Source organism: Nocardioides sp. URHA0032 (assembly GCF_000620645.1).
Taxonomy (GTDB): domain Bacteria; phylum Actinomycetota; class Actinomycetes; order Propionibacteriales; family Nocardioidaceae; genus Nocardioides.
Window position 1 is genome coordinate 94,125 of record NZ_JIAV01000002.1, and the last position, 13,872, is coordinate 107,996.

Here is a 13,872-nt window from a genome sequence, read left to right on the forward strand (position 1 = left end):
GCAGGTGCTCCGGCAGAGCGTGAACTCATGCTGCCGCCGCCGGCACCGCTTGGTGCTCCACGCGCCCACCTCGGCGCAGGTACCCGCCGGATTCGCCACCCGCACAACCTTCGGCGGGCAGACACCGTCCTCGCTGGAGGTAGCGTGACAGGAGTGGCACTCGCCGCCGCCGCGTCGATCCACCCGGTTCGGTACGCTCGCGGAGCACTGGGCATGACACCGCGCGAACAGGCTCGGGACGCACCCAACCGTGCCGCCGCCGGCCCCCGCCTGGTCTGGCCGGCGGTCATCGCAGTCGCCGCAGCCTTGGTGCGGCTCCCGTTCATCACCCGGCCGCTCACCCCGGACGAGGGCGGGTACATGCTCGTCGCATCCCAATGGTCGCCGGGCAACTCGCTCTACGGGGCCTACTTCGTGGACCGCCCCCCGCTCCTGATCGCGATCTACGGCCTGGCGAACCACCTCGGCAGCGCCACCGGCCTGCGCATCATCGGTCTGGTTGCGGTCGTCCTCGCGGTCGCGCTCTCGGCCCGGCTCGCCGGGACGACCGGAGCCGTGGTGTGCGCGGCACTGCTGTCAACGCCGCTGTTCGACGGCATGGAGATCGACGGTGAACTCCTCGCGGTCCCGTTCGTACTGGGCGCCTTCGTGCTTCTGCTGCGCTCGGTGAGAGCCAACACCGACGTCGACCGCCATGCCGTGCCGTTCTTCGCTGGAGTGCTCACCGCTGCCGCGGTCCTTGTCAAACAGAACATGATCGACGGCATCGTCGTCGCAGTCATTCTCCTCGCCGGTCTGGCACTTCGGCGCCGCTGGTGGGATGCCGTGGTGCGCGCAGTCGCGTTCACCGCCGGAGCTGCCAGCGCGGCCGTGCTTGTGCTGGTACTCGCCGACCTGCGCGGCACCAAACCGCTCGCCCTGTGGGACGCACTCGTGACCTTCCGCGCCCAGGCGGCCTCCGTCATCAGCAACTCCGCGGCAAGTACCAACGCGGACCGCTTCCACACGATGATGCTGGCCGGTCTCGTCGCCGGGATACCGATGGTGCTCGCAGCCGCACTGCTCACCCTCCGGCGGCCGTTGCGCGAGCCGCTGTTGCTGTCGGCCGCCATCGCGACCTTGGTGTGGGAGATCGCCGGGGCCCTGCTCGGCGGCAGCTACTGGCAGCACTACCTGATCGCGGTCGTCCCGGGCGTCGTGCTCCTGACCGCCGCGTCCGACGGCGGACGGTGGCTACGCCTCGCGGCGGGCTACGCGGCTGCCTGCGCCGCACTCGCCCTCGTGTTCGCGGTCCAACACCCGTTGCAGATGTCGTCGGACACGAGGGTCGCCACCTACATCCGGGCCGAGTCCCGCCCCGGCGACACCATGGTGGTCGAGCTGGGCCACCCGAACATCGTCCTCGCCGCAGGTCTGCAGAGTCCCTACGAGCACCTGTGGAGCCTGACGGCCCGGGTCCGGGACCCGCAACTCGCCGACTTAACCCGACTCCTGACCAGCCCGGATGCTCCGCGATGGGTGGTCGTCTCCGGTGGCTCGCTCGCCACGTGGGGGATCGATGCCACCCACGCACAGGTCGTCTTCGACAACCGCTACCGGGAGGTCACCGCGGCCGGCGACTGGCACGTGTTCGAACGCACGGTTTTCCCGTCGGGCAACACTGGGGACGGGACCGTGGGCGCCGGCCCCGCGAAGTGAGGAAGCCGATGGATCGACGCACTCCCGGCACGGCGGCACACACCAGCGCCGCCGCCGTCCTGGTCGCCGTCGTCCTCGGCGCCCTCGCCGCCTGCGGGTCGTCGGCGCCCTCATCGGACGAACCGTCGGGAGCGAGCGCCGCCAGTTCCGCAACCTCGACTCCCACGGCGACGACCGCGCCGAGCACGGCGGCACCCGGAGGCGGGCGGGAGGTGACCAAGCTGCTGGTCTTCGTGGTGGAGAACCATTCGCTGGACCAGATGCAGCAGGAGATGCCGTGGTTGAACAGCGTCGCGCAGCGCTACGGGTATGCCACCAACTACCAGGCCATCACCCATCCGTCCCTGCCGAACTACCTGGCGATGGCCGGCGGCGACACGTACGGCATCACCGATGACGCTTCGCCGGCCGGGCACCCGATCGACGCTCCCAGCGTCTTCGGGCAGGCCCTGGACGCGGGCCGGACTGCGACGGTCTACGCCGAGGCCATGTCGACCCCCTGCGAAGACGTCAACGACGGCACGTACGCGGTCCGGCACAACCCATGGACCTACTACGTCGCAGAGCGACAGCAATGCCAGGAGCACGACCTGCCGCTCCCCGCCCTCCAACAGGACGTCGCAGCCAGCAACCTCCCGAACATCGGGCTGGTGGTGCCCGACACGTGCAACGACGCCCATGACTGCCCCCTGTCCCAGGCCGACGAGTGGATGCGGCAGTACGTGGGGCTGGTGCTGGCCGGCCCTGACTTCGCCTCCGGCCGGCTCGTGGTGGTCGTGACGGCCGACGAGGACGACCGGCACCACGACAATCGGATCCTGACCGTCGTCGCGCACCCGAGTCTCGAGCACCAGGTCTCGAGCACCGCTCTGAACCACTACTCGCTGTCGCGCGCCTACGCGGAGACCGCCGGCATCGCGCCGCTGGCCAACGCCGCCGACGCACCGTCCCTGCTCGGCGCGTTCGGCCTTCGCTGACAGAACAACACCGCCTAGCATCGCACTCCACCGGTCAGGTTGCGTGCAGGTCAGCCGAGCGAGGGTGCGTGGGTGAACCTGATTGTCGTCCCGACCTACCAGGAAGCGCTCACCATCAGGAGCCTGCTCGATCATCTTCTCGAGGTGGCCGCGCTTGCTGACTTCCACGTTCTCGTTGTCGACGACGCAAGTCCTGACGGAACCGCCTCCCACGTAGCGGCCCATCCCAGCTACCGGAGCCGTGTGCACCTGCTGAACCGCCCGAACAAGGCAGGTCTCGGCCCCGCCTATCGCGCCGGGTTCGCATGGGCCCGCGAGCAGGGATTCGAGGTCGTAGTCCAGATGGACGCCGACGGCTCACACCCGGTCGACGCCGTACCCCGGCTGGTCGCCGCGCTCGACGACGCCGATCTGGCAATCGGCTCCCGCTACGTGCCCCACGGATGCACGGTCGGCTGGCCCTGGCATCGGCGCCTCATCTCCCGCGCCGGGAACGCCTACGTCCGGCTCGTGCTCGCACTTCCAGTCCACGACTGCACCGCCGGCTTCCGTGCCTACCGACCCCGGGCGCTGGCCGTCCTCGCCGAAGAGGGCACCCACGCTGGCGGGTACTCGTTCCAGATCGAAACCACGTGGCAGGCCGCCCGCCAAGGCCTGCGGATGGTCGAGGTCCCCATCACCTTCGTCGAACGCCAGGTCGGCAGCTCGAAGATGTCGACCGCCATCGCGGTTGAGGCCTTGTGGCGGGTACTCGCCTGGCGGATCCAAGAGGCACGGACGCGCCACCTACGGACGCAGAGCCGCCGCCAGCAGGACCGAGTCGCATGAACGGAGCCATCGACGCGCTCCTGTCCTCTCTCGGCCCGCTCGCCGTGCTGGTCGTGATGGGAATCGTGGTGGCCGAGACCGGTCTCCTCGCGGGGTTCTTCCTACCCGGCGACTCGCTGCTGTTCACGACGGGCCTCCTGGTCGCACAACACACCATCAACCTGCCGATCTGGCTCGTCATCCCGCTCGTAACCCTCGCCGCAGTGGTGGGCGACCAGGCCGGGTACGGCATCGGCCGCCGTTATGGCCCGCGGGTCCTGACCCGGCAACGCTCACGCCTCCTCGACCCCGGACACCTCGACCGGGCCGCGACCTTCTTCGACCGCTACGGCCCGAAGGCCGTCGTACTTGCCCGCTTCGTCCCGGTCGCCAGAACATTCACCCCTGTCGCCGCCGGCGCCGCCAAGATGCGCTACCGGACCTACCTCGCCTACAACGTGGTGGGAGGCGTCGCGTGGTGCACGACGATGCTGCTGGCCGGCTACCTTCTCGGCGGCGTACCGATCCTGCGCGACCACATCGAGCTCATCGTCCTCGGCATCGTGCTCGTGTCGCTCCTTCCCGCCGTCGCCGCGGTCCTTCGAGCGCACGACGTCAGGATCGCACCCTGGCTTACCGGCCTCACCGGGGTCGCCGCAGCCGCAGGGGTAATCCTGCTGGCGGACGCAGCAACCGAACGCGATGGACTGGCAACCCACGACCCGACGGTGGCGGCGGACGTCGCCACCCACCGCACCACCTTCTTGAACCACGTGGCGAGCGCCGCCTCGCTCATCGGCAGCGAGGCCAGCATCGCGGTCCTCGCGGCGGGGGTCCTCGTCGTTCTCGCCGGGCGTCGCCGTTTCGCGGAGGCCGGTGTTCTCGGCGTAGGCATGGCAGGCGCTGCGGCGCTCGTGCTCGGACTGAAACAGCTGATCGACCGGGCACGTCCGGGCACGTCACTCAGGCTCGGACCCGCGGACTCGAGCTCGTCGTTTCCTTCCGGGCACACGTCGATGACCGCCGCGTTCGCCGCTCTGCTGGTGTGGCTGTTCTGGCCCCACCTCACGCGTGCCGGGCGGGCGGTGGTCGTGGGAGCTGCGGGGGCGGTGTGCCTGGTCGTGGGCGCGAGCCGTGTCTACCTCGGCTACCACTGGGCAACAGACGTGATAGCGGCGTGGCTGGTGGTCACAGCCTGGCTGGGCTTGCTGTTGCTCGCCGTGTCGCAGCGAGCGCGGCCCAAGGCTGCGCCGAATCAGCCGGCCGGAACGACAGGATCCGGCGACGAGGGCGCCCGCGGAACCGTCGCCTCACGCTTCACCGCTGAGGCGACCGCTCGCAGCGCCCGTTGACGGCCGACACACCAGCGAGAGGTCGCAGGCGCGGTCTGACGGGGTGCAGCTAGGGCGGAGAGAGATCTCCGCGCCCCCGCTGTCCACAGAGTGCCGTCAGTTGCCGCCGGAGTCGCCATCACCTTCGATGACCACGATCTGATACTTGTCGTCGAGGCGAACGTCGACGGTGGTGCCGTCGGGCTTCGTGACCTCGACCTCGTAGGTCGCTCCGTTCTCGTTGTCGGTCTCGACGCTGTTCGCGGTCCCTCCGCCGGTCGCCTCGAGGGCGGCCTTCGTCGCAGCGTCGGCCTGCTCCTGGGTGTACTGGTGACTGGCCGCTCCGTCGTCCCCGCTCGTCGCGACAGCGACGCCGCCAGCGGTGACGGCCAGTGCCGGCGAGGGCTACGCCGTCGATGTCGCGTTGACCGGCACCGATGGCGAGTGGTTCGCCGCCGAGAACGCCTACGACTCGCGAGGACGCTCGCCCAGTCCCAGAGAGGTCGTTTGTTGCTGACCCAGGACGAGGACGGAACGCGGTTCACTCTGCTCGTGCCGCGTTCAGGTCGTGAACAGGTTGATCGCGGCACCGTCGATCCATGACGGAGAGCTCTCGTCCAGCCCGCGTCCTGGTGGTGTCCCATGGGACCGCGTTCACGCCTGACCTGGTGGCGGCTGTGCGCGAGCGCGCCTTGCGGAGTCCGGCCCGCTTCCGCCTGGTCGTTCCGAACCCCGCGCGCGGGGAGGTGCATCTGCTCCATCCGGAGCGCCATGACAAGGCGGAGGAGGCGGAGCGTGACCTGCTGCGTGCGCTTCCGGCGTTGGAGGCGGCAGCCGGTGGCCACGTCATCGCCTCGGTCTCGGTGAGGAACAACCCGATGGACGCGATCGAGGAGATCCTGTTCGGAGAACCGGTCGACGAGCTCATCCTGGCGCTCGCCCGGCACCCGGTCGCCGAGCGACTCCACCAGGATCTCGCTCACCGGCTCCGGCACTACGGACTACCGATCACCACGGTGGGGGAGACCACGACCTCGTAGCCAGTTTCGGCCAGCCGGCTGACTGCCACCGCAGACGAAGGCCGCCGGACTGTCCTAAACAAGGGAGGGCAGGCTAACCTAAGCGAGTCATCCGTACTCTGTGGAATTGGGGCCGCTCGTGGGACTCGGAACCACCCTGCTGTTAGGACTTCTCGCCGGGGTGACGATCCTGATCGGTCTCCCGATCGGTCGACTGCGCGCCGCGTCGCCATCGCTGCGCGTCTTCCTCAACGCCACCGCCGTCGGTGTCCTGCTCTTCCTCGTCTGGGACGTGCTCTCCGCGGCGTGGGAGCCCATCGACGAAGCGCTCGCGTCGGTCCACGAGGGCGAAGGCGGGCTGGGTGCGGCGATCGGCTACGGCCTGATCGCAGTCGCCGGTCTGGCTGTCGGCCTGCTGTCGCTGGTGTGGTACGAACGCTGGATGGCACGCCAGGTCGGGAGGCCGGCACGGCCGTTCGGACCCGGTGCGATGACGGTCGGAGAGACCGCGCGCGTCCGGGGGATCGCCAGCTGGTCGGATGCGCGCCGGCTCGCGCTGATGATCGCCGTGGGCATCGGGCTGCACAACTTCGCCGAGGGCCTGGCCATCGGCCAGTCGGCTGCCTCGGGCGAGATCGCGCTCGCAGTGATGCTGGTCATCGGGTTCGGCCTGCACAACGCCACGGAGGGCTTCGGCATCGTCGCCCCGCTCGCTGCCGATCTGGACGAGACCGGGGCGACCCGGCGACCCAGCTGGGGATTCCTCCTGGGGCTCGGTGCGATCGGCGGTGCCCCGACCTTCGTCGGCACCCTGGTCGGTCACGGGTTCACCAGCGAGCCCGTCAGCGTCGCCTTTCTGGCCCTGGCCGCCGGGTCGCTCATCTACGTCATCACCCAGCTCATCGGGGTCGCCGCGAAGGCCCGGCGGAGCGACCTGCTCGCGTACGGAATCCTCATCGGCCTGATCGCCGGGTTCCTCACCGACGCGATTGTGACCGCCGCTGGCGTCTAGGTGCGGGCGGAACGGGTCCGAAGCCGTTCCAGATGCGCCCGGCCCGACGGTCGTGGGCATACCCAGCCCCACCCAGTACTGTCCGCCTCCCCGGGGAAGCCGGACGGGAGAAGACGGCAGTGCAGTTCGACACGACGTCGCATCGCATGTGAGTGAGCGTGACGGCTCAACGCGTCACGTAGCCCGCGCGTCATCTGGGCCGTCACTGCCCCTCGACCTGCCCAACGAGAGTCGCCCCGCCCGGCGAAGCGTCCTGTGAGCCGGGAGCCCGAAACCAGATGTGCAGCATCTGACTTCGGCTCTCCTTCCGGTCCCTGGTGGGCCGAGTGTGTGGAGTCAGATCTCCGCCTCAGGGCCTGGCGCGGGGAGAGCGATCGTCGTCGGGGCTACCGGCCCAGGAGGGTGGCGACCTGTGCGCGCAAGTGCCCGTGCTGGAACGGCTCGGCCATGGGTGCGCTGATGCCGCCTCGTTGGCGCGGATGTCTTGGTTATCAGCAGCCACGGACATCGAAGCCGTGCCCTGCCTCTCTGTGTGACGAGGTGGGCTGCCGTTCGACGGGGGAACGAGCGGCAGCCCACCTGCCAGGGAGGCGTCGACCCGCATCGGACGGGCCGGCGCTTCCCCCGCTTCTACCCCGCGGCCGAACTGATTGAAACCTGGCGGAAACCTGGCGGACCCGAGCGATCTCCCCGGGTCGGTGTCAGCGTTCGGCCAAGGACAACCCGTTTGGGCGTGGTTGCGCCTGAGACCTCGAGGTAACCAGAGGGCCGGTCGTGCGCCAACTCGGCGCGCTACGTCAACCGAGAGAGAGACGGCAACCTCGATGACACAGTCCACGCATCACACCGGAACACCTGACAGGGTCAACGCCCGTCGCGTGAGCACCGAGACGAAGGCCGCGGTCAAGACGACCGAGCTCATCGCCTTCATCCTCGTGACCGTGGCGATGCTGATCGCCTCACAGATCGCCGACAACTTCGACGCCCAGCACGCTTGGTTCTACGCCTCACTGCTGACGATCGGCTACATGATCAGCCGCGGCCTGGCGAAGTCCGGAAGCCGCGACTACTACGACGACGAGGACCACCGCGAGTACGCGGGCACCCGTCGCTGAACCCCTGAGCAACCACATCGAGCGAAACGCCGCACCGGCCGTGCCCGGTGCGGCGTTTCCTTTGACGCGTGGGCGTCCTGGCCGCGATGTCCGATCTGGCCGTGGCCGTCGTCATCGGGTCACCACGATCTTGCCGTTCACGCCGGCAAGGTCGTGGCCGAGGACGAAGGGCCGCTTGTACCTCTCCCGGAGAACGGTGGGTCAACCTGGAACATCTCATCCACCGGAACCGGGCTTCGATGGAGTGGCAAAGGGCTCGAGGGAAGAGGAGGTGCCTCAGATGTCCCGAGACATTCCGGAGGTGTTGGCGTTGGTGCGCGACGAGCTGGTGCGCGAGGAGCTGGTTCGCCTCGCTCGGTTCGAGGATGCGTTGGCGGCGGCCGAGGCGGAGGCCGTGCCGTACTGGGCGTCGTGCCCGGACTCGGTGCAGGTCCATCGGATGGCCGCAGTGGCACTGCGGGCGCGCGCCGAGGCGGTCGTCGCGGGCCCGGACGGGTCAGCTCAGCAATGCGGAGGGGTCCAGACCCAGCTGGCGCAGCCGTCGGTAGAACGTCGAGCGTGACATGCCGAGCGCCTCGGCGGCGCGTAGCTTGTTGCCGCGCTGCTCGCGAAGCGCGGCGATGATCGCTTCACGCTCCAGCTCCTCGATCCGGCTCAGCGCCCGAGGCCCGCGAAGCGCCCCGGCGACCTCGCCGGGCAGGTGCTCGAGCCCGATGACGTCCCGCCCCGCTGCCTTCGCCGACTGGGCGAGTACCGACCGTAGCTGGGTGAGGTTCCCGGGCCAGCCGTAGCTCTGCAGTGCGGCCAGGGCACGGCCACTCACGTGCACCCCGGGGGCGATGTCGTCGAGCATCGCCGCAGCGAGGGTGGCGAGCTCGGACCGTCGATCACGTAGCGGGGGAAGCTGGACCGTCTGCTCTCCGAGGGCCTCGTGGAGAGCGCCACTCCGACCGTCGGTGAGCGGGTCGGACGCCGTCGCCATCACCCTGGGGCCGGTGGTGCCGCGGTCGAGGAGGGCGACCACGGCCTGTGCGACCGGTGCCGTCAGCACGTCGACATGGCGCAGGACGATCGTCTCCTCGGTTCGCTGCAGACGGGTCGCGACCTCCTCGAGCCAGAGCTGTCCGGCGCCGACGAGGGAGAGGTCGCAGGAGATCAGGGTGATCGGCTGATCGCCGTTGAGGCGCTGATGCACCTGCTTGGCGAGGGTCACCTTCCCGGACCCCCGTTCGCCCAGGATCAACAGCCGCTGGGGGTCGGCTCGTACGACGTTGTCGAGGATCGACCCGACGGTCGTGGCCGGCCGGCGGCGGCCCGGACGGCGGCTCGCGCGGGACCGGTTGCCGGGGGCCTGCGGTGCCAGCTCCACCAGATGTCCGCCGATGGCACGACCCAGGCGAATGACCTGCGACTTCACCTCGATCGTGCGTCCACTGCTCAGCGTGATGGCGTGGACCCCTCCGCCCGCGCGGTCGTCGCTGAGCGCGGACCAGATCACCGCTTGGTCTGCTGGTGCGAGCAGGTCCGTGGCGGCGGCGTTGGTGATCATGTACTGGTCGCTGAGTCCGATCACCGCGGTCGACGTCTCCCGGCACCGTGCGATGAACTGCTCGAAGATGAGTCGTTGAGCCAGCGGGGCCCTGGCCGCCATCTCGCCCTCGACGTCGTGGCGAAGCTGTTCGAGGGCAGGGGAGATGAGCTTGGACCACTCTCCCCGCGGGCACGCCAGATCGAGAACGCCTTCGAGTCGTCCGGTGACGGGGTTACGGATCGGGGTGCCCGCGCAGATCAGGTGCCTGAGCGGCTCGCTGTAGTGCTCCTCACCGATCACCACCATGGGTCGGCGCTCCTCGAGCACGGTCCCGATGCCGTTCGTGCCGGCGGCCGCCTCGCTGAGGACGTATCCCCGCTCGATCGACAAGGAGGCCAGGTGCCGGCGCATGTCGTCCGCGCCCGAGAACGTGTTCACCACGCGGCCGTTGCGGTCCGCGAGAACCAGACTGAAATGAGTCTCGGCGAGGTGCTCGGCGAACCGAGCCAGCACCGGACCAACGGCTCCCAGCAGGCGCCGGTCATCGTCGTCGATGTCGTCGAAGGGCACCTCGAGCTTGTCCGTGGGGGCGCGCGCCAGCCTGCTGCGTCGCCACGACACGTGAATGTCTTCTCGCAGGCCCAGGTCCGAGAACTCGTCACACCGGGCGCTCCCGGGTGCCCGTTCCGTCCCGACCGGTTGTCGCGCCGTGGACGTCATCTGCCTTCCACCCTCTGCGAAGAGTGATCTCCATTGTTGTGCCAACGTGACACAGTCACATCACCTTACGCCTGGGGCGCCGGCCTCGGGTGCCTCAACCTGCGACAGATCGCACGTCCGGAGCGGCCTTCCATGGAAGGGCAAGCACGGGATCGGCGGATGAGAGGTGAGTCAGGTGTCAGGTGATGAGGCAAGGAAGGTGCTGGCCCTGGTCCGCGAGGAGCTGCTCCGCCTCGCTCGGCGTGAGGATGACCTGGCCGCGGCAGAGGCCGGATCCGTGCCGTACTGGGCGTCTTGTCCCGAGACGGTGCCGGGTCATCGGCGGGCGGCAGCGGCGTTGAGGGCGGACGCGGAGGTGGTGGGTGCCGGAGCCGGGTTCCAGGTGATGTGCATCGATGCCGAAGGTTCGTCGGTCGCATGAACGAGGTTGCGGTGGACGATCCCGAGATCGATCGCGAGAACCGCCGGTGGGTGCGAGCACTCGCCGCCGTGGGCCCCCCGAGGGAGGCGGCGTGCAGTGAGCTCTACCTGATGCTACTTCGGGTCGGCAGGGCCGAGGCGCGACGTCGGGCTCCCCTTCTGCACCTGGACGGTCCCGAGCTCGAGGACATCGCCCACCAGGCCGCTGCCGACGCCCTGATGGCCGTCTGTGAACGCCTGGACAGGTTCCGGGGCGAGGCCCGGTTCACGACGTGGGCCAGCAGGTTCGTCATCTTCAACGTCGCCACCAAGATGAACCGCCACTTCTGGCGACGACACGAGGTGCCGTACGACGAGGAGGACTGGTCCCGGCTCGCCCGGAGGTTCGACTCGGGGCCCGAGGACGAGGCCCAGGTCCGGGAGCTCGTGGCCGCGGTCGCCTCAGCGGTGGACGAGAGCCTGACCGATCGCCAGCGCCTCGTCTTCGTCGCGACCGTGCTCAACGGCATGCCGATCGACGTGCTGGCCGACGAGCTCGGGTCGACCCGGAACGCGTTGTACAAGGTGCTCTTCGATGCCCGGAAGAAGCTTCGCGCCGCGCTGGTGACCAGGGGCCACCTCTGTCGCTAGCGCCGCGCCGCGTAGACCCGGCGCACGATCTCCTCGACGTCCGGCTCCTCGACCGCCAGGTCGACGAGCTCGGCGCGCCCGCTGAGCGCAGCGAGCACGCGGGCGGCAGTGGTCACGTCGGGGTCGAACCCCAGCCGCTGGCGCAACCCGCCGCCCTCGCTGCCGAGGTGGCGGGTGTCGGGGACGTCGTCGAGGTCCGGCGTCGGCTCGGCCAGGTCGACCACCAGCACCCGTTCCGCGCCGACCGTCCGGGAGAGCCCGGCCAGGGTGCCGTCGAAGACCAGCGAGCCGCGGTCCGCGAGCAGGATCCGGTCGCACAGCCGCTCGACGTCGCCCATGTCGTGGGTGGTGAGCATCAGCGTGGTCCCGTGCAGCCGGCGCTCCGCGACGAGGAACTCGCGCAGCCGCTGCTTGGACAGCACGTCCAGGCCGATCGTCGGCTCGTCGAGGATCACCAGGCGAGGGGAGTGGAGGAGGGCCGCCGCCACCTCGGCGCGCATCCGCTGCCCGAGCGAGAGCTGACGCACCGGCGTGCCGAGGAACTCGCCGAGCTCGAGCCGCTCGACCAGCTCGTCGGTGCGCTCGCGCTCGGCGGTGGTGCCGAGGGAGTGGATGGCGGCGAGGATGCGCAGCGAGTCCCGGACCGGCAGGTCCCACCAGAGCTGGGTGCGCTGTCCGAACACGACGCCGACCTGCCGGGCGAGCCGCTTGCGGTCCGGCACCGGCTGGAGGCCGCAGGTCCGCACGCTGCCGCGGGTCGGCACCAGGATGCCGGTGAGCATCTTGATCGTGGTCGACTTGCCGGCGCCGTTCGCGCCGATGTAGCCGACCGCCTCGCCGGCCCCGATCCGGACCGTGAGCTCCTCCACCGCGACGACCGTGCGCCGACGCAGCCCGTCCCGGACCCTGAAGTCGCGCCCGAGGGCCTCGGTCTCGACGATGGTGTCGGTCATCCGCCGCCTCCCTGGTAGTGACGTACGCCGGTGCGCCAGGTGGTCAGCGCCAGCGCCCAGGCCCAGATCGCGGCCAGCGGCGCACACCAGCCGAGCCCGTCCGGCATCCAGTCCGGGCCGGGCAGCCCGAGCAGGGTGACGACGGGCAGGTACGCCGTGAACGCCATCGGGAAGAAGAACCCGAAGACGACCACGAGCGGCCGGGACCACACCGACGCGGGCTGGCTGGCGGCGTACCGGCCGCCGTACACGAACGCGTTGGTCGCCTCCGCGCCGTCGACGAGGTAGAACTGCGCGCCCGCGGCCCAGACGAACATCGCCGCGAACGTCGCGATCCCGCTGACGACCGCGAGCACCAGCAGCGCCACCGCGCCGGCGCTCCACGGCACGTCGTTCATCGCCAGGCCGGCCACGAGGGCCGCGACGCCGACGGCGGCGCGGGCCAGCCGCCGCAGCGAGATGTCGCTGGTGATCAGCTGGAGCAGCAGCGGCTGCGGCCGCAGGTAGAAGACGTCGAGCGTCCCGGCCCGCAGGTAGGTCGGCAGCGTGTCGCAGTGGCCGAAGGCGAGGTCCGCGAGCGAGAACGACAGGTCGGCCAGGCCGAACACCAGCACCACCGCGGCGAGGTCGAGCCCGCCCAGGGAGTCGACCGACCGGAAGACCACCCAGACCTCGGCGAGCTCGACGAGGCCGACGAGCAGCGAGCTGGACAGGTCCAGCAGGAAGTTCGCCCGGTAGGTGCGCTGCGCACGCACCCGGGAGGCGAGGACGGCGCGGTACGGCGTCAGGTCAACCACCCTGCACCTCCAGCCGCCGGCGGCCGGACCGGGTGGCGAGCTGGCCCGCGGCCACCGTCGTACCGACCCAGAAGAGCTGGAGCCCGACGATCCCGAGCGAGGCGAGCCCCTCGACGCGGCCGGAGAGGATGTCGACGGGATACATCATCATCGACGGGAACGGCGTCGCGGTCGCCACCGCGTGGAGCCATCCCGGGAAGAGTCCGATCGGCACGAACAGGCCGGCCAGGAAGCCGGACACGACCATGTAGAGGATCGCGACCCCGCGCGTCTCGACGAGCCAGAAGCCCGCCGCTCCGACCAGGTACACGGTGGTCGCGGAGACCACGATCGCCAGGAACAGGCTCACGGCGCCCAGGACGTACGCCGAGGCGTGGTCGGGCACGGCCATGCCGACGACGACCGCGCCGATCGCCACGGAGGGCAGGCCGCGGGGGATCAGCGCGAAGACCGACCGCCCGACCTCGGTCGCCACGCTGGCCAGGTGCACGTCGACCGGGCGCAGGAAGTCGACAGCCACGTCGCCGGTCCGGATCCGGTCGGCGATGTCGGTGCGGCCGGAGAGGTTGATCGACCCGAGCAGGCCCTGGGAGATCCAGATGTAGGAGCTCATCATCGCCACGTCGTACCCGGCCAGCTCGCCGCCGGAGGTGCGCACGGCGGCGAAGAGCAGGGCGACCTTCAGCAACCCGAACGTCGCGTTGGCGACCAGCCCGCCGAACGCCGCGAGGCGGTACGTCGACTGCCGGCGGAATCCCGCGACGAACAACCGGACGTAGGTGCGCACGGTCACAGGAACCTACCGGGTCCGATCGCCAAATCATCTCGGCATCATGTATCTTGACGTCAAGAGATATCGCGG

The 13,872-nt window shown here is 69.9% G+C and carries 14 protein-coding genes; 9 read left to right on the plus strand and 5 right to left on the minus strand.

Going from position 1 to position 13,872, the window contains the following annotated elements:
* Nucleotides 1-27: 27 nt before the first annotated feature.
* The 4 genes from N538_RS0101530 to N538_RS27070 all read left to right on the plus strand — a co-directional run bounded on the left by N538_RS0101530 (nucleotide 28) and on the right by N538_RS27070 (nucleotide 4,834).
* Nucleotides 28-1,698, plus strand: coding sequence for a hypothetical protein (locus tag N538_RS0101530; RefSeq protein ID WP_155991912.1), 1,671 nt, complete (start codon nucleotides 28-30; stop codon nucleotides 1,696-1,698).
* An 8-nt stretch (nucleotides 1,699-1,706) separates the two neighbouring features.
* Nucleotides 1,707-2,675 (plus strand): alkaline phosphatase family protein, encoded by a 969-nt coding sequence (locus tag N538_RS0101535; protein WP_028635827.1) that lies wholly within the window; start codon nucleotides 1,707-1,709, stop codon nucleotides 2,673-2,675.
* A gap of 72 nt (nucleotides 2,676-2,747) precedes the next feature.
* Nucleotides 2,748-3,503, plus strand: coding sequence for a polyprenol monophosphomannose synthase (locus tag N538_RS23340; protein ID WP_155991913.1), 756 nt, complete (start codon nucleotides 2,748-2,750; stop codon nucleotides 3,501-3,503).
* Entirely contained in the window at nucleotides 3,500-4,834 is a 1,335-nt protein-coding gene (locus N538_RS27070; RefSeq protein WP_051548582.1) for a bifunctional DedA family/phosphatase PAP2 family protein, read from the plus strand. The genes N538_RS23340 and N538_RS27070 overlap by 4 nt, the downstream gene beginning before the upstream one ends.
* Nucleotides 4,835-4,930: 96 nt before the next feature.
* Here the strand turns inward: N538_RS27070 and N538_RS29645 are convergent, their stop codons facing one another.
* Nucleotides 4,931-5,206, minus strand: coding sequence for a PepSY domain-containing protein (locus N538_RS29645; protein ID WP_081790221.1), 276 nt, complete (start codon nucleotides 5,204-5,206; stop codon nucleotides 4,931-4,933).
* A 206-nt stretch (nucleotides 5,207-5,412) separates the two neighbouring features.
* On the opposite strand from N538_RS29645, the gene N538_RS0101550 reads away from it, so the two are divergent.
* The 3 genes from N538_RS0101550 to N538_RS0101560 all read left to right on the plus strand — a co-directional run bounded on the left by N538_RS0101550 (nucleotide 5,413) and on the right by N538_RS0101560 (nucleotide 7,959).
* Nucleotides 5,413-5,853 (plus strand): hypothetical protein, encoded by a 441-nt coding sequence (locus N538_RS0101550; protein WP_155991914.1) that lies wholly within the window; start codon nucleotides 5,413-5,415, stop codon nucleotides 5,851-5,853.
* Nucleotides 5,854-6,013: 160 nt separating this feature from the next.
* Nucleotides 6,014-6,844, plus strand: coding sequence for a ZIP family metal transporter (locus tag N538_RS0101555; RefSeq protein ID WP_197025207.1), 831 nt, complete (start codon nucleotides 6,014-6,016; stop codon nucleotides 6,842-6,844).
* Between the two features lie 878 nt (nucleotides 6,845-7,722).
* Nucleotides 7,723-7,959 (plus strand): hypothetical protein, encoded by a 237-nt coding sequence (locus N538_RS0101560; RefSeq protein ID WP_051548583.1) that lies wholly within the window; start codon nucleotides 7,723-7,725, stop codon nucleotides 7,957-7,959.
* 496 nt (nucleotides 7,960-8,455) lie between these two features.
* Here N538_RS0101560 and N538_RS0101570 read toward each other — a convergent pair whose 3' ends face one another.
* The gene (locus tag N538_RS0101570) at nucleotides 8,456-10,111 is read right to left on the minus strand and encodes a sigma-54-dependent Fis family transcriptional regulator (RefSeq protein ID WP_028635832.1); all 1,656 of its coding nucleotides are present in this window, start codon (nucleotides 10,109-10,111) and stop codon (nucleotides 8,456-8,458) included.
* A gap of 298 nt (nucleotides 10,112-10,409) precedes the next feature.
* Between N538_RS0101570 and N538_RS0101575 the strand changes: the two genes are divergently transcribed.
* Together N538_RS0101575 and N538_RS0101580 are read left to right on the plus strand one after the other, a co-directional pair.
* Nucleotides 10,410-10,631: a hypothetical protein gene (locus tag N538_RS0101575; protein WP_028635833.1), complete on the plus strand. Its 222-nt coding sequence runs from the start codon at nucleotides 10,410-10,412 to the stop codon at nucleotides 10,629-10,631.
* An 11-nt stretch (nucleotides 10,632-10,642) separates the two neighbouring features.
* A complete protein-coding gene (locus N538_RS0101580; protein WP_197025208.1) occupies nucleotides 10,643-11,260 on the plus strand; it encodes a sigma-70 family RNA polymerase sigma factor in 618 nt (205 codons plus the stop codon).
* Here the strand turns inward: N538_RS0101580 and N538_RS0101585 are convergent.
* Genes N538_RS0101585 through N538_RS0101595 form a run of 3 tightly spaced genes read right to left on the minus strand, consistent with a single transcriptional unit; the run spans nucleotide 11,257 to nucleotide 13,797 of the window.
* On the minus strand, nucleotides 11,257-12,213 hold the full coding sequence (locus N538_RS0101585; RefSeq protein ID WP_028635835.1) for an ABC transporter ATP-binding protein: 957 nt from the start codon (nucleotides 12,211-12,213) through the stop codon (nucleotides 11,257-11,259). The two genes, N538_RS0101580 and N538_RS0101585, sit on opposite strands and share 4 nt — an antisense overlap.
* The gene (locus tag N538_RS0101590) at nucleotides 12,210-13,010 is read right to left on the minus strand and encodes an ABC-2 family transporter protein (protein ID WP_028635836.1); all 801 of its coding nucleotides are present in this window, start codon (nucleotides 13,008-13,010) and stop codon (nucleotides 12,210-12,212) included. Before N538_RS0101590 ends, N538_RS0101585 begins: the two co-directional genes overlap by 4 nt.
* Nucleotides 13,003-13,797, minus strand: a complete 795-nt coding sequence (locus N538_RS0101595) for an ABC transporter permease (protein ID WP_028635837.1) — start codon at nucleotides 13,795-13,797, stop codon at nucleotides 13,003-13,005. The genes N538_RS0101590 and N538_RS0101595 overlap by 8 nt, the downstream gene beginning before the upstream one ends.
* Nucleotides 13,798-13,872 lie beyond the last annotated feature (75 nt).